This is a genomic window from Rhizorhapis sp. SPR117, assembly GCF_021742065.1.
On sequence record NZ_JAKKIE010000022.1, the window covers coordinates 47,138 to 63,518 of the forward strand.

At 58.6% G+C, this 16,381-nt stretch carries 17 protein-coding genes and 1 pseudogene; 12 read left to right on the forward strand and 6 right to left on the reverse strand.

Annotated elements, in window-relative coordinates; translation table 11 throughout:
* Positions 1 to 54: 54 nt before the first annotated feature.
* On the forward strand, positions 55 to 1,707 hold the full coding sequence (locus L3X40_RS10315) for an alkaline phosphatase family protein (RefSeq protein ID WP_237365563.1): 1,653 nt from the start codon (positions 55 to 57) through the stop codon (positions 1,705 to 1,707).
* 137 nt (positions 1,708 to 1,844) lie between these two features.
* A complete protein-coding gene (locus L3X40_RS10320) occupies positions 1,845 to 2,534 on the forward strand; it encodes a response regulator transcription factor (RefSeq protein WP_237365564.1) in 690 nt (229 codons plus the stop codon).
* Positions 2,535 to 2,633: 99 nt separating this feature from the next.
* On the opposite strand, the gene L3X40_RS10325 is transcribed toward L3X40_RS10320, so the two are convergent.
* The 3 genes from L3X40_RS10325 to petA are packed head-to-tail and all read right to left on the reverse strand — an operon-like array spanning position 2,634 to position 5,364.
* Complete coding sequence (locus tag L3X40_RS10325; protein WP_237365565.1) at positions 2,634 to 3,476, reverse strand: cytochrome c1; 843 nt, start codon at positions 3,474 to 3,476, stop codon at positions 2,634 to 2,636.
* A gap of 14 nt (positions 3,477 to 3,490) precedes the next feature.
* On the reverse strand, positions 3,491 to 4,786 hold the full coding sequence (locus L3X40_RS10330) for a cytochrome b (RefSeq protein WP_237365566.1): 1,296 nt from the start codon (positions 4,784 to 4,786) through the stop codon (positions 3,491 to 3,493).
* A gap of 11 nt (positions 4,787 to 4,797) precedes the next feature.
* A complete protein-coding gene (gene petA / locus L3X40_RS10335) occupies positions 4,798 to 5,364 on the reverse strand; it encodes a ubiquinol-cytochrome c reductase iron-sulfur subunit (RefSeq protein WP_237365567.1) in 567 nt (188 codons plus the stop codon).
* A 194-nt stretch (positions 5,365 to 5,558) separates the two neighbouring features.
* On the opposite strand from petA, the gene L3X40_RS10340 reads away from it, so the two are divergent.
* The 3 genes from L3X40_RS10340 to L3X40_RS10350 are packed head-to-tail and all read left to right on the forward strand — an operon-like array spanning position 5,559 to position 7,470.
* Positions 5,559 to 6,017 (forward strand): tRNA (cytidine(34)-2'-O)-methyltransferase, encoded by a 459-nt coding sequence (locus tag L3X40_RS10340; RefSeq protein ID WP_237365568.1) that lies wholly within the window; start codon positions 5,559 to 5,561, stop codon positions 6,015 to 6,017.
* Positions 6,014 to 6,862: an oxygen-dependent coproporphyrinogen oxidase gene (gene hemF / locus L3X40_RS10345; RefSeq protein ID WP_237365569.1), complete on the forward strand. Its 849-nt coding sequence runs from the start codon at positions 6,014 to 6,016 to the stop codon at positions 6,860 to 6,862. The genes L3X40_RS10340 and hemF overlap by 4 nt, the downstream gene beginning before the upstream one ends.
* Positions 6,863 to 6,867: 5 nt before the next feature.
* Positions 6,868 to 7,470, forward strand: a complete 603-nt coding sequence (locus tag L3X40_RS10350) for a GNAT family N-acetyltransferase (protein WP_237365570.1) — start codon at positions 6,868 to 6,870, stop codon at positions 7,468 to 7,470.
* Here the strand turns inward: L3X40_RS10350 and L3X40_RS10355 are convergent.
* Positions 7,455 to 8,240, reverse strand: coding sequence for a hypothetical protein (locus tag L3X40_RS10355; RefSeq protein ID WP_237365571.1), 786 nt, complete (start codon positions 8,238 to 8,240; stop codon positions 7,455 to 7,457). The two genes, L3X40_RS10350 and L3X40_RS10355, sit on opposite strands and share 16 nt — an antisense overlap.
* A 95-nt stretch (positions 8,241 to 8,335) precedes the next feature.
* Between L3X40_RS10355 and lipB the strand changes: the two genes are divergently transcribed.
* The 3 genes from lipB to L3X40_RS10370 all read left to right on the forward strand — a co-directional run bounded on the left by lipB (position 8,336) and on the right by L3X40_RS10370 (position 10,130).
* Entirely contained in the window at positions 8,336 to 8,998 is a 663-nt protein-coding gene (gene lipB / locus L3X40_RS10360) for a lipoyl(octanoyl) transferase LipB (RefSeq protein WP_237365572.1), read from the forward strand.
* An 81-nt stretch (positions 8,999 to 9,079) separates the two neighbouring features.
* On the forward strand, positions 9,080 to 9,373 hold the full coding sequence (locus L3X40_RS10365) for a hypothetical protein (RefSeq protein ID WP_237365573.1): 294 nt from the start codon (positions 9,080 to 9,082) through the stop codon (positions 9,371 to 9,373).
* Positions 9,374 to 9,416: 43 nt separating this feature from the next.
* Positions 9,417 to 10,130: a hypothetical protein gene (locus L3X40_RS10370; RefSeq protein ID WP_237365579.1), complete on the forward strand. Its 714-nt coding sequence runs from the start codon at positions 9,417 to 9,419 to the stop codon at positions 10,128 to 10,130.
* 16 nt (positions 10,131 to 10,146) lie between these two features.
* Here L3X40_RS10370 and L3X40_RS10375 read toward each other — a convergent pair whose 3' ends face one another.
* Both L3X40_RS10375 and L3X40_RS10380 read right to left on the reverse strand, forming a co-directional pair.
* Complete coding sequence (locus L3X40_RS10375) at positions 10,147 to 10,575, reverse strand: TIGR01244 family sulfur transferase (RefSeq protein WP_237365574.1); 429 nt, start codon at positions 10,573 to 10,575, stop codon at positions 10,147 to 10,149.
* 169 nt (positions 10,576 to 10,744) lie between these two features.
* Positions 10,745 to 10,975 (reverse strand): annotated as a pseudogene (locus L3X40_RS10380) (transposase); the annotation flags it as partial.
* A 267-nt stretch (positions 10,976 to 11,242) separates the two neighbouring features.
* Here L3X40_RS10380 and L3X40_RS10385 point away from each other — a divergent pair.
* From L3X40_RS10385 to L3X40_RS10400, 4 genes are all read left to right on the forward strand, one after another.
* Complete coding sequence (locus L3X40_RS10385; RefSeq protein ID WP_237365575.1) at positions 11,243 to 12,043, forward strand: enoyl-CoA hydratase-related protein; 801 nt, start codon at positions 11,243 to 11,245, stop codon at positions 12,041 to 12,043.
* 222 nt (positions 12,044 to 12,265) lie between these two features.
* Positions 12,266 to 14,626, forward strand: coding sequence for a xanthine dehydrogenase family protein molybdopterin-binding subunit (locus L3X40_RS10390; protein ID WP_237365576.1), 2,361 nt, complete (start codon positions 12,266 to 12,268; stop codon positions 14,624 to 14,626).
* Positions 14,627 to 14,664: 38 nt separating this feature from the next.
* Entirely contained in the window at positions 14,665 to 15,477 is an 813-nt protein-coding gene (locus L3X40_RS10395; protein WP_237365577.1) for a CoxG family protein, read from the forward strand.
* On the forward strand, positions 15,474 to 16,322 hold the full coding sequence (locus tag L3X40_RS10400; protein ID WP_237365578.1) for an FAD binding domain-containing protein: 849 nt from the start codon (positions 15,474 to 15,476) through the stop codon (positions 16,320 to 16,322). Before L3X40_RS10395 ends, L3X40_RS10400 begins: the two co-directional genes overlap by 4 nt.
* The last annotated feature ends 59 nt before the right edge of the window (positions 16,323 to 16,381 follow it).

A 16,381-nucleotide genomic window follows, 5' to 3' on the forward strand; every position in this document is an offset into this window, starting at 1 on the left:
TTTTTCGCGGCTAGCTATAGCCGCAAGAGCGGTCCATCCGCCAAGGAGTTATTCATGAAATTCGTCGCGACCGTTACCGCGCTGACATCTCTGACGCTAGCCCTTTCCCCTGCGCAGGCCAGCGACACGCCCTCGCCGGCCGTCCCACCCAAGCTGATCGTCGCCATATCTGTCGACCAGTTTTCTGCTGATTTGTTCGCGGAGTATCGCCAATATTTTCAGGGAGGCCTCAAGCGCCTGTCACAAGGCATTGTGTTTCCATCAGGATATCAGGGCCATGCGGCGACCGAAACCTGCCCCGGTCATTCCACCATTTTAACCGGCGATCGCCCGGCACGCACTGGCATCATCGCAAATCACTGGTACGATCTTTCTGCCAAGCGAGCCGACAAGCTGGTCTATTGCGCCGAAGACGAAAATGAACCGGGCACAGACAGCGATCATTATGTCCTATCCCCTGCCCATCTGCGCGTCCCAACGCTGGGGGATCGGATGAAAGCTGCCGATCCCGCCGCGCGCGTCGTTTCTGTATCCGGCAAAGACCGGGCCGCGCTGATGATGGGTGGGCGGCATACCGACCAGATGTGGTGGTGGGGCGGCAAGGGCTTTACCACTTTAAAGGGCCGCCCGACCGACCCGACGGTAGACAAGGTGAACGCGGTGGTGGCTGCGCGTCTCGCCACCGCACAGCCGGCCGCTGCCTTGCCGCCCATATGCGAGGCCCGTAATTATCCCGTCCGCGCCGGAGAGCAAACGGTTGGCACGGGTCGATTCGCCCGAGACTCTGGCGACCACAAGGCGTTTCGCGCCTCACCGGAACTCGACGCATCGACTCTCGCGCTGGCCGCTGCGCTACGTGAGAAGATGAAACTGGGGGAAGGCGCGCATACCGACCTGTTGGCGATCGGTGCCTCGGCCACGGATTATGTGGGGCATAGCTATGGCACGCAGGGTTCGGAAATGTGCGCCCAACTGATGTCGCTTGACCACGATCTGGGGGATTTCTTTACCAAGTTGGACAATGCCGGAATCGATTATGTCGTGGTGCTGACTGCAGACCATGGCGGTCAGGACCTGCCCGAACGGAACGATTTGAATGCCGCGCCGACAGCTGCCCGTATCAATACCAACCTCAATGCAAAAGTGTTGGGTCAAGCCATCGGCACCAAGCTGGGATTTTCTGGTCAGCTGCTCTACAGTGACGGCGCCAATGGGGACTATTATGTCGATCCCGGCCTTGGCCGCCCGCAACGCGCGGCGGTAATCGCAGAGGCCATAGGCATGTTGCAAAACCATCCGCAAGTCGCGGCGGTGTTCAGCCATGACAGCCTTGCCGCAATGGCTTTACCCAGCGGATCGCCCGACACATGGTCATTGGCCGAACGCGCGCGCGCATCTTTCGATGCCCAGAGATCGGGCGATTTTGTCGTCCTTTTGAAGCCGCGCGTGACGCCGATCCCTGTTCCGAAAAGGGGTTATGTGGCAACGCATGGCAGCCCATGGGATTATGACCGACGCGTGCCAATCCTGTTCTGGCGCAAGGGATTACAGGGTTTTGAGCAACCGTTGCCGGTCGAAACAATCGACATCATGCCAACGCTGGCTGCCATGATTGGCCTGGAACTTCACCCCAACGATGTGGACGGACGTTGCCTGGACCTGGACGTTGGCGAAAAAGACATATGCCCTCACATCCCGGCACCATGAAGGCCGCTGAACAGCCCTGGTGAACTTTCCATTGCCATTTCCAAACGTCTGGTAGTAGCCTTTCATGGCGAAGATCAAGTCAAACAAAGGAGTCGGCGGCTTTCGAATTTCAGGGATGACCCTGGCAGAAAGGTGGAATGCGCATAGCCATTGCGGACAAGAACCCGGTAGCAATCAACTTGCTGAAAGAGGTTACAGAAGGGATGGGGCACCATGTCACCATTTTCCAGTCCGCTGCGCCATTGATTACGCAACTACAGCGTGACACCTATGATCTTCTATTTCTCAACTGGACCATATCCGATGGATCGGGGCGTAGCGTTCTGAATTGGGTGCAGCAGAATGTGAAAGTGCCCCCCGCCATCATCATGGTGACAGACACTGCAAGCAAAAAGGATATTGCCGCCGCCCTGCATGCTGGCGCCGATGATTATATCGTAATGCCAGAAGACGATAACGTGGTCGAAGCCCGTATTGCTGCTCTGTTACGACGGTGCGTGAGTCGTGCCTCCGCCGATGGCCCCCCACAATTTTTTGGCCGCTATTGTTTCGACCGGCACAAGCAGACCGCTCTGCTGAATGGAGAGGAAATTCCCCTCACATCAAAAGAGTTTACGCTGGCTCTGCTCTTTTTCCACAATGAACAGCGCGCCTTGTCTCGCGCCTATATAATGAACGCTGTCTGGCATAGCGTCGCCGACCTGCCATCCCGTACGCTCGACATGCATGTTTCCCGCATCCGGTCCAAATTGCAGCTGAAGCCGGAAAACGGGTTCCGGCTGTTTACAGTCTTTGGTTATGGCTATCGGCTTGAACGGATGGAATAGGCGGCAGAGGGCCTGCAAATGGAAAACCGGCTGGTACGCGACCAGCCGGCTCCCTGTAACCACAATTCTTGCTGCCCACCGAATGCGGCAGCGCCAATCTCAATGCTTCTTGTCAGCCCAGATGTTGCGGTAGGACATGTAGGCAAGACCTGTTGCAACCAGCAGGAACAACAAGACGGCTAAACCAGTCCGATGACGGCTTTCAAGCTTGGGTTCCGCTGTCCAGGTCAGAAATGCTGCAACGTCCTTCGCCATCTGGTCGACCGTTGCCTTGGTCCCATCGGCATAGGTTACCTGCCCCTCGCTGGTCAGCGGAGGCGCCATGGCCAGGTTCAGGTTAGCGAAATAGGGATTATAGTGCAGACCTTCAGGTGTCTTGGCATCCGGGAACTCCTTGAGAAGTTCCGCTGGCTGCCCCTGATATCCTGTCAGCAGCGAATAGATATAGGCATTACCATGATGGCGAGCCTTGCTCATCAGCGACAGATCGGGTGGCACCGCATTGTTATTCGCGGCACGTGCAGCGACGTCGTTGGCAAACGGCATTGGAATATGATCGGCAGGAACAGGCTTACGTGTTGCTGCTTCGCCAGTGTCAGGATTAATCGATGGCGTTTCGATCGGCCAATTTGCCGCGATCGCCTTCACCTCTGCTTCATTATAGCCAAGACCTTCCAGATCACGGAAGGCGACGTAGCGCGCGGAGTGACAGGCCGCGCAGACTTCCTTGAATACCTGAAACCCGCGCTGCAACTGCTGGCGATCATAATGGCCAAGTGGGCCATCCGATGCGAATTCCACTTCCTTGGGCGCAAGGTGGAATTCATGTTCGACCGTAGGCATGGGAGGGTCGCTGACGTAATTCACCGCGCCGAAGATGAAGGAATAGAGCAACATGCCCGAAAAGAAGATGCCGACAAGAGCAGCGAGTACGCGAACCATTTTATCTATTCCCCTTATTCGGCCGACACTGCGGCAGTTTTGCCGCCTGCCGCCGCATGGTCTTTGCCAAGTACCGACTCAGTGATCGATCCGGGTAGTGGAAGCGGTTTCTCGATCTTGGAAATGATCGGCAGAATGATCAGGAAATGCGCAAAATAATAGGCTGAGGCAAGCTGACTGATCATCACGAAAGGCTCTTCCGCCGGCGCTCCCCCGCAATAACCCAGTATTAGCACGTCAATGACAAGCACCCAGAAGAACTGCTTGAACAATGGACGATAGCTGCCCGAACGAACCGGAGAGTTATCGAGCCAGGGCAGAACGAACAGCACCAACATCGAAGCGAACATCGCCATCACACCCATCAACTTCGCCGGAATGAACAGGAAGTCGAAAGTGAAGGCGCGCAGAATTGCGTAGAAAGGCCAGAAATACCATTCAGGAACAATATGCGCGGGCGTGGAGAGCGGGTTTGCCGCGATGTAATTGTCCGGGTGCCCCAAAGCATTCGGCAGGAAAAACAGCATGATGGCGAACAGGATCAGGAAGATACCAAGTCCGAAACCGTCCTTCGCTGTGTAATAGGGATGGAATGGCACGGTGTCCTGCGGCCCCTGAACGTCCACGCCGGTGGGATTGCTGGAACCTGGAATATGCAAAGCCCAGATGTGCAGGATAATGACGCCCGCAATCACAAAAGGCAGCAGATAGTGAAGCGAGAAGAAGCGGTTCAAAGCGGCGTCACCCGGTGCAAAGCCACCCAGCAACCAGGTCTGGATCGGATCACCCACCAATGGGATCGCACCGAAGAGTCCTGTAATAACCTTGGCGCCCCAAAAGCTCATCTGCCCCCAGGGAAGCACATAACCCATGAACGCAGTCGCCATCATCAAAATGAAGATCACAACGCCCAACAGCCAGACCATTTCGCGTGGCGCCTTGTAGGAGCCATAGAAAAGGCCGCGGAAAATGTGGAGATACACGACAATAAAGAAGAAGCTGGCGCCATTGGCATGGGCATAACGCAGCAACCAGCCCGAATTCACATCGCGCATGATATGTTCGACGCTATCAAAGGCGATCCCCGCACTGGCCGCGTAATGCATGGCCAATACGATGCCGGTAATCAGCTGAATGGTCAGGGCGACGCCCGCAAGCACGCCAAAGTTCCAGAAATAATTCAGGTTCCGGGGCACCGGATAGCCCGCACCAACGGCGTTATACACCAGGCGCGGCAGCGGCAGACGGGTATCGATCCACTGCATCAGCGGATTTTTCGGCGTATAATGTTCAGCCCAGGGAAAACTCATGATCTCTTACCTCAGCCTACCGTTACGACAGTGTCGGACGTGAATGTATATTCCGGCACTTCCAGATTCGTGGGCGCCGGACCTTTGCGGATGCGCGCAGCGGTATCGTAAGACGACCCGTGGCAGGGGCAAAAGTAACCGCCATATTCGCCCCGATTCTCACCCTCGCCCGCACCGAGCGGCACGCAACCCAGATGGGTGCACACGCCCATGGTGATGAGCCATTGCTTCTTGCCCTCGACGGTACGCTCTTCGAGCGTTTGCGGATCGCGCAGCTCCGACAACGGAACCGCATCGGCTTCGGCGATTTCCTTGGGTGTCAAATGCCGGACGAACAGCGGCTGGCTGCGGAAAATGGTTTTGATAGCTTGTCCCGGCTCAATCGCGCTGATGTCGACTTCCGTCGACGCCATGGCAAGCACGTCGGCGCTTGGATTCATCTGGTTTACCAGCGGTGGTATGACCGCGACGGCGCCGACCCCGGCGAAACTGACGGCTGCTATATTAATAAAGTCGCGGCGGCGGACGCCTGGCTCCCCAGGGGTTTCCACCGACTCACCATGATCAAGCGTTGTCATTCAACGGCCCTTGTCCCTTAACCCATTCCAAAAGGTGCGCAGTTCGCCTGATTGATAATCAGAATGACGCATACGCCCTTCCGCCAAAAAGACCCCCGGCGGTTCGCGCGCCTGATAGCCTTGGAAAGCCCCCTTTGCCAACAGTGAATTTGCCCGGACTATGACAATTCCAGCGACGCGTTTATGGGAACAGCATGCGATTAGCCCTCTACCAGCCCGATATTGCCGGAAATACCGGCACAATCATCCGCCTGTGTGCTTGCTTCGGCGTGGCCATAGACATCATCGAACCGTGCGGTTTTCCTTTTTCCGACAAGCAGTTGAAACGGTCTTCCATGGATTATGCCGCCCGCGCCGATGTCACTCGCCGGATTAATTTTGAAAACTTTGCCGATGCCATGAATCGGGGCGGCCACCGCATCATCCTGTTGACCAGCAAGGGCGATACGCGATTACCCGATACGGAATTCCGCGCCGACGACGTGCTGCTGCTGGGATCAGAGGGCGCGGGCGTACCCGATGATGTGCATGATCGAGCCGCTCTTTGCGTACGAATTCCCATGCAGGTCGAATTTCGCTCCTTGAATATTGCGGTCGCGGCGGGCATCGCCTTGAACGAAGCATTACGGCAAACAGGACAATATCCGGCATGATCACCTTGGACGAGCAGCAGCAGGCCGCACGTAACTGGTTCGAAAGTTTACGTGACAGAATTTGCGCGGAATTCGAAGCAATCGAGGCAGAAGCCGGCAGCGACGCTCGCTTCGACTATGCCGCATGGAACCGGGAGGCCGAAGGCATGGCCGCCGGAGAAGGCGGAGGCGGCGTGCGCGGTGTCATGAAAGGCAAGGTTTTCGAGAAAGTCGGCGTCAATGTATCCACCGTCGGCGGCGCCTTTGCTCCCGAATTCGCCGCGACGATTCATGGCGCAGGTGAAAATCCGGAATTTTTTGCAACAGGCATCAGTCTGGTTGCGCATATGGCCAACCCCCATGTGCCCGCCGTACATATGAACACGCGTTTCCTGATCACGACAAAGCGCTGGTTCGGCGGCGGAGCGGATCTTAATCCGCCAATCCCTCAGGACGACGATACCGCGGATTTTCATGACGCGTTCAAAAGCGCGTGCGATGCTCATGATCCCGAATATTATCCGCGCTTCAAACAATGGGCGGACGAATATTTCTTCATTCCGCATCGTGGCGTGCATCGCGGCGTCGGCGGAATTTTCTATGACCATCTGGAAGGCGATTTCGACGCCAATTTTGCATTCACACGCGATGTCGGCGAAGCATTTCTGGCGATATTCCCTGCGATCGTGCGGCGACGGATGGGAATGGCGTGGACCAGTGAAGATCGGCAGAAGCAGCTGGAGTGGCGCGGGCGCTATGCCGAGTTCAACCTGGTCTACGATCGCGGCACATCGTTCGGGCTGAAGACCGGCGGCAACGTCGATGCCATTCTGATGAGCCTGCCCCCGGTCGCGGCCTGGAGTTGAAACCTGTGTCCTTGCAGGATGTTCCGCCCCACCGCATTGCCACGGTCGTCACGACGCTGGAAATGCGGGAACGGCCCAAACCTGCCCCCCTGCCCGCGTCGCACTTGCGACTGGCGCGCTGGAAGCAGCCCGAAGCGGAGAAATACCGCACGCTGTTTCGCCGCATCGGTGAGCCTTGGTTGTGGTTTTCCCGGCTTGTCATGTCAAACGACACGCTGTTGCAAATCATCCATAGCGACGCGATTGAAATCCATGCGGTTATTGATCCACGCGGCATTGAGGTCGGCCTGATCGAACTCGATTTTGGCACGCCTCCGCATTGCGAACTCAGCTATTTTGGTTTGATACCCGAAATTGCCGGGCAAAAACACGGGCGCTGGATGATGGCCCAGGCGAATATGCTTGCCTGGCGCAAAGGGATTGAATGTTTCTGGGTCCATACTTGCACGCTCGACCATCCCTCCGCTTTGGGATTTTACCGAAAATCGGGTTTCATTCCTGTCAAACGGCAGATTGAAATATTCGACGATCCACGTCTGATCGGTCTTTTGCCACGCGATGCTGCACGACATATTCCGATGCTGCAGGCCGATCAGTCTCGCAACTGACGGTATATGCGACAGGTCATGATCAGATAATAAACCTGGATCACGGCATTGACGACCGCCACTGCAAGACCAGCGAGCAAGGCGGCAAGAGTGGAGCCGCCGATGAGACTGCCGGCAATGCCAAAGATCATCCGGGACACAAGCTGGCTGATCAGCATCAACACAATCAATCCTGCTATAAAGCCGGCAAGCTTCCAGAACTGCCCAACGGTTAACCGCCAGCTATGCCGAATGGCCTCAACAGAATTGACCGGCTGATCCAGCACCACTGCGTTGAGAAGCAGCAAGCGGACTATAGCGAACAGCGCAATCGGAACGCCGATCAGAATGAGAATCGACATTGCCGCACTCGTCCCGGTCACCGCGACAAGCCCACCACCGATGATCGAGAAAATGAGAACGAGCACCGAAAAGCCCAGAATCAGCAGCAGCCCCGAACCAATCAGCACAGGCATGCGCCTTATCGCCAGTTGAAGCGCCTCGGCAACACTGATGCCGGGGCGGAGTGACAGGGCGTAAATCGCAAGCGTGCCCAGCAATCCGATCAGGATCACGGCAACCATGGCCAGCAGAAAATATGGCGGAAGACCGGGTGCTGCATTCACCTCTTCCATCGTCGCCATATGACGCAGTCGCTCGGGCAGCAAAAGCTGCAGAATCACCGCTGGCAAGGCCAGGAACACGAGTGCCACCGGGAAAAGCAGGGTGCCTTCGCGTTTTACGAAGACAAGTGTTTCTTCCCACGCCGCACCGATTGAAAGTCTGGCCATTCGTTCCCCTGATCCATTATCGCTACCCAAAACGGGACGACGGCGAAATGCCGTTGGACCTTGATATGTCGCCTTGCCCAAGTCAAGGAAGGTGGATGACAAGGGATGACAATATCGAATGGCGTGTCAGCAACAGCCTTGTTCCCTATCCGGAAGCGCTGGCGGATATGGAGGCGCGAACCGCCGCCATCCGGGACGGAACCGCGCGTGAACGTATCTGGCTGCTCGAACATCCACCGCTTTATACTGCCGGTACCAGCGCGGTTCCGGCCGAATTGCTGGAACAGCGATTTCCGGTTTACGAGGCGGGACGCGGTGGCCGCTATACCTATCACGGCCCGGGTCAGCGTATCGGTTATGTTCAGATAGACCTTGGCGCGCGCGGTAAGGATGTGCGAAATTTCGTGCATAATCTGGAAGGCTGGATCATCGCGGCGCTGGCTGATTTCGGTGTCTCGGCGCGGCGGGCCGAAGGACGCATCGGCATCTGGACCGACGCCCCGGACGGGCGGGAAGCCAAGATAGGCGCCATCGGCGTTCGCGTCCGCCGTTGGGTGACGTTGCACGGCTTTTCGGTCAATATCGATCCCGACCTGTCGCATTTTTCAGGCATAATACCCTGCGGCATTGCCGAGTATCCAGTCACAAGCCTGGCGCAACTGGGCAAGACGACCACGCTTGACGCATTCGATGCAGCATTGCGCCGTCATTTTCCGCCATTCCTGTCCGCACTTGGTCGGTGCGCGGCCCGTACTTGAGCTATGCTTTACATGGCGCTAGGCTTTGCGCTTTATGTGATAACATTGCGGGTCGTGCCGCGAAAACCGGAGAAAAGATAAATGTCGCGTCCCTTGCCGTACCTGCGTTTCATGACCGCAAGCCTTGCCATTGCCCTGCTTTCCGCCTGCGGTGGCGGAAATGATGATCAAGGCGAACAAACCGTTGCCATGCGCGATATGGAAGTGGTGGACGGCACGGCAAGTGACGCTATGACCGATCTTGACGGTGTACAGACGGGAAGCATCGCAGTACCGCCGGTGGCAAATGGCGCCACCGCGGCAAAATCTGCAACCGAAACAGATATCAGCGCCGGGCCTGACAAGAAGACCAACGAAGATGTGACCGCGGATTAGTAAGGCGCATCGATAGCGATCACGCAATGACCAGAGGCCAATGATGAACATCAATCAAGCGACGCGAACTCTATGTATGGCCGCAGCGGGAGCGATGATCGCTTTGGCCACGCCGGCAAATGCGCAATTTTTCTGGAAGCCCGCTGATTTAAGCGGTCCAGTGGCAGAAGGAAATGAATCCGATATCGGCATATCACTTCCCGGGGCAGCACCAGCGGAATATCGTGCGGCGCTGTTGTGGAACCTGCGGGCCGGCCTGAATGTCGCCGCACTGCAATGCCAGTTCGAACCGACTTTGCTGACGCTTGGCAACTACAATGCCATGATTGCCCATCATCGTGCCGAACTGGCCAGCGCGTTTGACACATTGGCGGGCTATTTCAAGCGCTCGCAGGGCAAAGGCGGACAAAAGGCGCTGGATCAATATGGCACCCGTATTTACCTTGGCTTTTCAACGGTTCGCGCCCAGTTGAATTTTTGTCAGACAGCCGGTTCAATCGGGCGCGATGCCATTTTCCAAGCTCGCGGCAAACTTTACGAAGTCGCGCAAAAACGGATGCGGGAATTACGCAACAGCCTTGCACCCCATGGCGAACAGGCCTTTGGCAATCCCACCTATAACTACCGCCCCAATCTGCCCTCCTTTGATGACAAGTGCTGGAAAAAGACGAAGCTGCGTTCCGAATGCCGAAAGGAGTGGGACGAACGGCTGAAGCTTGCCGCAACAAGCAATGGCACAGCACAGCCGATCAGATGACGTCATCGTTCTGGCGTTATCGTCCTGCCGATAGCGCGTCCATCATGGGGCGGACCGGCGAAAGGTCGTAACCGGCTCTTGCTGCCGTTGCGCTCAATTTGTCGCAATTGTCGCCAACGCGTGCGCGGGTAAGCGCCCAAAGGAGCGTGCTGCGCGTTCCGGATCGGCAAAAGGCAAGCACCTTGCCTTGCGCTTCGCCCAACGCCTTTTCCATCGCGTCCAGTTGTCCGGCGGAAAATCCGGCGTGGGTGACCGGGATGGCAGCATAGGCCATACCCGCAGCCCGCGCCGCCGCTTCGATTTCTGCGCCTTCGGGCTGGTCAGGCGACTCGTGATCCGGACGATTGTTGATGACCAGTGTCACGCCCAATGCCTTTGCCTCCTCAACATCTGCCACGGAAATCTGAGGCGCGACGAAAATCTCGTCCGTGAGGGTCTTCAGCATGAAATTGTTCCTTTCCTGTTCGCCCCGCTTATCCGCAATGGCGAGAGTCGGCGCAAGCCGCTCTAGCACTACTTTGGCAGATTTTTCGGGATGCGCTCTTCGATGAGTTTATCGCAGTAAGGGCATCTGTGGGGACGTGGTATTTTGGCCGCCTTCCAACCGCAGCTTACGGGAATATCAGTCCGACGTCCGCCCGATACATATTCTGACGCCGTGATATGCCGACTGCCCACAGCAGGTCGCGCTTGCTCAGGGCTTGGCGGAACGGCCCGCTTGACCCATAGCCAGCATCGGTCAACACGCACCCGAACCGCTCACCAGAGGCTATAACACGATCCATTTCCTCAATGACAATTTCCGGCTTTGTTAGGGCGACCTGACGTTCTTGCGGGACCCGCGCACACGAAATTCACCATCACGAGCCGCCATCGGCTGGACACTCTTGCGGTCACAACACCTTCGATGAGCTTTACGTCCTCATGCCATGCAACCCCGATGGCAAAAGCGAACATTGGCCGATCAATGGCCGCACCAGCAACGACGAGGACGCCGCATGGGCGTTCAATTCACATTGACGTGGTCATGTACAAGAGGAAAAGATTGCGTTGAGTAGCTGCCGAACGGATAGTTGGCGCTTGCGCAATAATTGCGCGCTGAGGGAGAGGACATGTTCGAGACCATAATTTGCAAGACCGACGGTGCTATTACAACGATCACGCTTAACCGGCCCAGGTCGATGAACGCGCTCAACCTGGCGATGCATCGGGAGTTGGAAGCCGCTTTAAACGCCTACGCGGCAGATCCTGAACAACGTGTCTGCGTGATTACCGGTGCGGGCGACAGGGCATTTTGCACCGGTTCTGATCTTAAGGCCGTGCTTGATGGCGCCGATACCGAAGAGGCCTATACCGAAGAGGCCTTCCCTGCTCACGGTTATGCCGGGTTGATCGGACGATTCGATCTCGACAAACCCTTGATCGCGGCTGTCAATGGCGCCGCTCTGGGTGGTGGCTTCGAGATCGCACTGGCCTGCGACATCATCCTTGCAAGCCGCAATGCCACATTCGGATTGCCTGAACCGCGTGTCGGCGCGGTGGCCCTGGGGGGCGGTATTCACCGGCTGGTGCGGCAAATCGGTGAGAAACAGGCCATGGGCATGCTGCTTACCTCGCGCATGGTGAGCTGCGAGGAAGGCCTGCGCATGGGCTTCGTCAACGCGATCGCGGAAGCGGGCGACCTGGACAATCTGGTGCAATCGTGGACCGACGACATCCTGAAATGCGCGCCGCTCGCAGTTCAGGCGACAAAGCGCACCGCCCTGACCGGACTGGAAGAGCCCAGCCTCGAGCTCGCACTGGCGAGACAGCACGAGTACCCGGCTTACAAAAGGTGGCGCGATAGCGAAGACGGGATGGAAGGCGTACGGGCCTTCGTCGAAAAACGCGCCCCGGTATGGAAAGGCCGCTGACGGGTTCTTGGCCGGCGGCGCCCGCTCCGTCGAAATCATGATCGGGAAAAAATGCTCAGACGCGTGGTTCTTCCAAACAGCCTGGCAAACGGGTAAGTGGGCCAGCGAAGGTCAGGAAATAGAGCTTCAATTGCTGGCGGCTATGCGAGCGCCTATATTGTGCGTATTGCAGGGTGAAAGCCAGCGATGGTTTTCGGTTAAATATTTCCCCTGCAAGCGCAGGTGGCTCGGGTGGGAGTGATGATGGTCGATCGGGTAGCCGCAGCAGGAATGCGCTTTGTCGGCCAACGTGTGCAGCGCAAGGAAGATCCCAGGCTGCTTACGGGTCGCGGCACCTATATCGATGACGTGATCGTGCCCGGGATGCTGCATGCGGCCTTCGTGCGCAGCCCCATCGCACGGGGCAGTATCCTGAGCATCGATGCAGAAGAAGCACGCGGAGTAAGCGGTGTGGTGGCGGTGCTGACCGCCGCCGATACCGATGCTTTGAACGCTTTCTACAGCAATCCTGCCACAGATATGCCCGACTGTCCCTATCCAGATACAGGTCTTCTCGCGCGCGGCGATGTCCGCTTTGTGGGCGATCCGGTCGCGCTGGTGGTTGCAGAAACGAGAGCACTGGCGGAAGATGGTGCCGCGCTGGTGAAGGTGGAGTATGCGCCCGAAGCCCCGGTTGTCGGAATGGAGGCGGCGGCGGTCATGCCGCCCGTCCATCCTGATCGCGACTCCAACATCGTCAGTACCAGCGTGGAGGTTTTCGGGGACATAGACGAAGCCTTTGCCGCAGCGACGTACGTGGTCGAGGACGAACTATGCAACTGTCGGCAGACGCAATTGCCGATGGAAACACGCGGGCTGGTCGCGAGGCGGGATGGATCAGGCGAGGTGACGATCAACCTTGCCTGCCAAAGTACCCACATGGCGGCGATGCACATCGCACACACGTTACGCCTTCCTCTCAACGAGGTGCGGGTCATTGCCAAGGATGTCGGTGGCGGCTTTGGCCTCAAAGTGACGCAGCTGCGTGATGAGCTTGCCGTCATAGCCGCCGCCTTGATCCTGAACCGGCCAGTAAAATGGATCGAAGACCGCATAGAGAACCTGACCGCCGCCTCGCAAGGCCGTGATGAACGGATCAAGGTGCGGCTTGCGTTCGATGGCGATCACCGGCTGCTGGCCGCTGACGTCACCCTCAACGTGGATCTTGGCGCCTATCCGAATTCCACTACAGCCAGCGGTTTCCTGGTCTCGCTCATGTTCCCGGGGCCTTACCGGTTGCCGGCCTATCGCTGTGCATCGACCGGGTGGTACACGAACACCTGCGGCATGGGACCATATCGGGGACCCTGGATGATGGAGATGTTCGGCCGCGAGACGATCATGGATGTCGCGGCGCGTCAGATGGGGATCGATCCATTCGAGCTTCGCCGCAAGAACATCATCGGCAAACCTGACCTGCCGTTCCCGATGATTACCGGCCCGGTGCTCGACGACATAAGTCCGAGAGAAACGTTCGAGATGGTCGCCGACGCGATCGACTTGCCGGCTTTCCGTCGCGAGCAGGCGGAAGCGCGCAAGCAGGGGCGCTACCTAGGGCTGGGCATTGCTACCGGGATCGAGCCGACCACCATGGGCTTCGGCATCATGTCTTCGGAAGTAGCCCATATCCGTGTCGAGATCACAGGCAAGGTCTCAGTGATGTCCAGTACGCTGTCGCAGGGGCACGGCACCCCGACTACACTGGCCCAGATCGCCGCAGACCGCCTGGGTGTTCCGCTGCAAGATGTCACGATATTCGAGGGCGACAGTTCCAGGACGGGGTTCGGCACCGGAGCGGGCGGCAGCCGCCAAGCGGTTGCCGGCGGGGCCGCAGTGACAACCGCCGCCGATCTCCTTCAGGAGAAGATCCGGCGCATCGCCGCTCACGCCTATAATGCGACAGCCGATAGGGTGCGCATTCAGGACGGCATCATCACGGTGGAAGGCTCGGAAGAAATCCAGGCGACTATCGCCGATATCGCCCAGATGGCCTACGTCGCTCCCGACCGGCTCCCGCCGGGGATGGAGATGGGGCTCGAAGCTCAACATCGCTTTCGCGCACCGACGTTCGTGTTCGCGAACGCGACACATGCTTGCATCTGCGAAGTAGATGTGGAAACCGGCATCGTTTCCATCAGACGCTGGATCGCCGGCGGCGACAGCGGGGAGCTCATCAATCCCGCTATCGTCGAGGGGCAGATTTCGGGCGGCGTGGTGCAGGGCATCGCCGGTGTGCTTTTCGAGCACATGCGCTATGACGAGAATGGACAGCCTTTGGCGGCCACGCTGAAGGACTATCTCGTCCCAACCGCGCTTGATGTGCCGGTCATCGAATTTCGACACATGTGCACGCCCTCCGCAACCCCGGGGGGTTTCAAAGGCGTAGGTGAGGGCGGTGCGATGATCTCGCCGCCGACTCTTGTCAATGCGGTCGCAGACGCTCTTGCCCCATTCGAATGCCGCTGGCTCGACATGCCGCTCAGTCCCGAGAGGATAGTTTGCGGGCTGCTGGATGAAGAAGCACCGAAAGTGTCTGTCGCCTGAGCCGGCGGACAAATATCAAGGAAGGGATGGATGCCAGAATGCAGATGACGGGAGAGCAGCGGATCGACGCGCCGATCGAGGTTGTGTGGCGCGGTCTCAACGATCCAGAAATTCTCAAGGCCTGCATTCCTGGCTGCCAAACCTTGGAGGTCATTGGGGAGAACCGGTTCCGGGCATCGGCCACCATTAAAGTGGGACCGATCAGCGCGCGCTTTGGGGGCGAAGTGCAGCTTTCGGAACTGGATCCGCCGCGCAGCTACCGCATCACGGGCGAAGGCAGCGGCGGCGTGGCAGGCGCAGCCAAGGGCGGCGCGCGGGTCATCCTGGTCGAAGCGGGCAGTGAGACGATACTCCACTACGAAGTGGATGCAGAGGTAAACGGCCGCTTGGCGCAACTCGGCGGCAAGCTGATCGATGCGACGGCAAAGCAGCTGGCGGGCGTGTTCTTCGCGCGGTTCTCCGAGAAGGTTGCCGACCCGGCTTTCGGCGAGTCTGCTCGAGACGCCGTGGCGGAACCCAAGGCACGGGTCGGGGCGGAGCCGGCGGGGATAGGTCAGGTATCCGGCTCCGCGCCGCTGGCTCCGCCGCCGGAGAGGGCCGGTGCCCCATCCGCCTTGTGGATATGCGCCTCGCTGGCCATTTTGCTGGGCGGGTTCATATTAGGGCGCGCCGCCATCGGCTGGGATGGTTCCGGCATTTTGGCCGGCCCGGCGATCGGCTTGCTGGCGATGCTTTCCGCATGGGTGGGTTTCCTGTTTGGCCGCCAGTCGCCCGCAATCCCCCAGATCCTCGTCATCAATCCCGATATGCTCGCACCGTCCGGCGCAAACGGGCGGAAGACGCAGCCATGAAGGCGGCGCCGTTCGACTATGTGGAGGCCGGTTCGGCCGAAGAGGCCGTCCAAATCCTGGGCGAGGCCGGACCGGACGCGACCGTGCTGGCGGGTGGTCAGACCCTGATGCCGCTGCTGGCGCTGCGTCTTGCGAGTCCGTCGATCGTGGTCGACATCAATCCTGCGGAAGACATGGCCGGAGTGACGCGTCGAGGCGCCACGACGGTTGTGGGTGCCAGAACCCGGCAGGCCCATGCCAGCCGCGATCCCGCCATTGCTGAGCATGTTCCGCTGATGGCGGAGGCGCTCGGCTACGTCGGTCATTATCAGACCCGCACACGGGGCACGATTGGCGGCTCGATCGCCCTTGGCGAGCCTGCGGCTGAAATGCCCGCGCTCGCCGTCGCGCTTGATGCGCAAATCGAGCTGCGATCACGGCGGGGATCCCGGATGGTCGCGGCTCGCGAATTCTACGTGGGGCCATATGCGACTGTCCGCGACGATGACGAGGTGCTCATCGCCGTGCATTATCCTGATTGGCCTGGCAGCAACATCGGGATCTTCCACGAGGTAGCGCGCCGCGCCGGTGACTTCGCGCTGGTGGGCCTCATCGCGACCATTGCTATCAACGGTGACAAAATCGGCCGGGCAGGTATAGCCTGGTTCGGCATGGGTCCTACGCCGATCGCGGCGGTCGCCGCGGAACAGGCCCTTGTCGGGGCGCATCGCGACCATGTCGATCTTGCGGAGCTGGCGCGGACAGCGTTAACAGAAGTGGAGCCAGCCGACGACCTGCACGCGTCTGCACGCTACCGGCGCACCGTCGCCTCTCGAGTTTTTCAGCGGCGTGTTGATTGTCGCTGAGAAGTGACCCGGTATTTTCATCGAGAAGTGACCCGGCTGGTTTATGTCCCGCGTTGCGG

Bases quoted from the DNA above. Each gene is read 5' to 3' on its own strand.
- L3X40_RS10355 (WP_237365571.1), bottom strand. From the start codon at position 8,240: ATGGCCAGACTTTCAATCGGTGCGGCGTGGGAAGAAACACTTGTCTTC.
- L3X40_RS10385 (WP_237365575.1), top strand. From the start codon at position 11,243: ATGTTCGAGACCATAATTTGCAAGACCGACGGTGCTATTACAACGATC.
- L3X40_RS10340 (WP_237365568.1), top strand. From the start codon at position 5,559: ATGCGATTAGCCCTCTACCAGCCCGATATTGCCGGAAATACCGGCACA.
- L3X40_RS10365 (WP_237365573.1), top strand. From the start codon at position 9,080: ATGTCGCGTCCCTTGCCGTACCTGCGTTTCATGACCGCAAGCCTTGCC.
- L3X40_RS10400 (WP_237365578.1), top strand. From the start codon at position 15,474: ATGAAGGCGGCGCCGTTCGACTATGTGGAGGCCGGTTCGGCCGAAGAG.
- L3X40_RS10375 (WP_237365574.1), bottom strand. From the start codon at position 10,575: ATGCTGAAGACCCTCACGGACGAGATTTTCGTCGCGCCTCAGATTTCC.
- L3X40_RS10315 (WP_237365563.1), top strand. From the start codon at position 55: ATGAAATTCGTCGCGACCGTTACCGCGCTGACATCTCTGACGCTAGCC.
- L3X40_RS10330 (WP_237365566.1), bottom strand. From the start codon at position 4,786: ATGAGTTTTCCCTGGGCTGAACATTATACGCCGAAAAATCCGCTGATG.
- hemF (WP_237365569.1), top strand. From the start codon at position 6,014: ATGATCACCTTGGACGAGCAGCAGCAGGCCGCACGTAACTGGTTCGAA.
- L3X40_RS10395 (WP_237365577.1), top strand. From the start codon at position 14,665: ATGCAGATGACGGGAGAGCAGCGGATCGACGCGCCGATCGAGGTTGTG.
- L3X40_RS10320 (WP_237365564.1), top strand. From the start codon at position 1,845: ATGCGCATAGCCATTGCGGACAAGAACCCGGTAGCAATCAACTTGCTG.
- L3X40_RS10325 (WP_237365565.1), bottom strand. From the start codon at position 3,476: ATGGTTCGCGTACTCGCTGCTCTTGTCGGCATCTTCTTTTCGGGCATG.
- lipB (WP_237365572.1), top strand. From the start codon at position 8,336: ATGACAAGGGATGACAATATCGAATGGCGTGTCAGCAACAGCCTTGTT.
- L3X40_RS10370 (WP_237365579.1), top strand. From the start codon at position 9,417: ATGAACATCAATCAAGCGACGCGAACTCTATGTATGGCCGCAGCGGGA.
- petA (WP_237365567.1), bottom strand. From the start codon at position 5,364: ATGACAACGCTTGATCATGGTGAGTCGGTGGAAACCCCTGGGGAGCCA.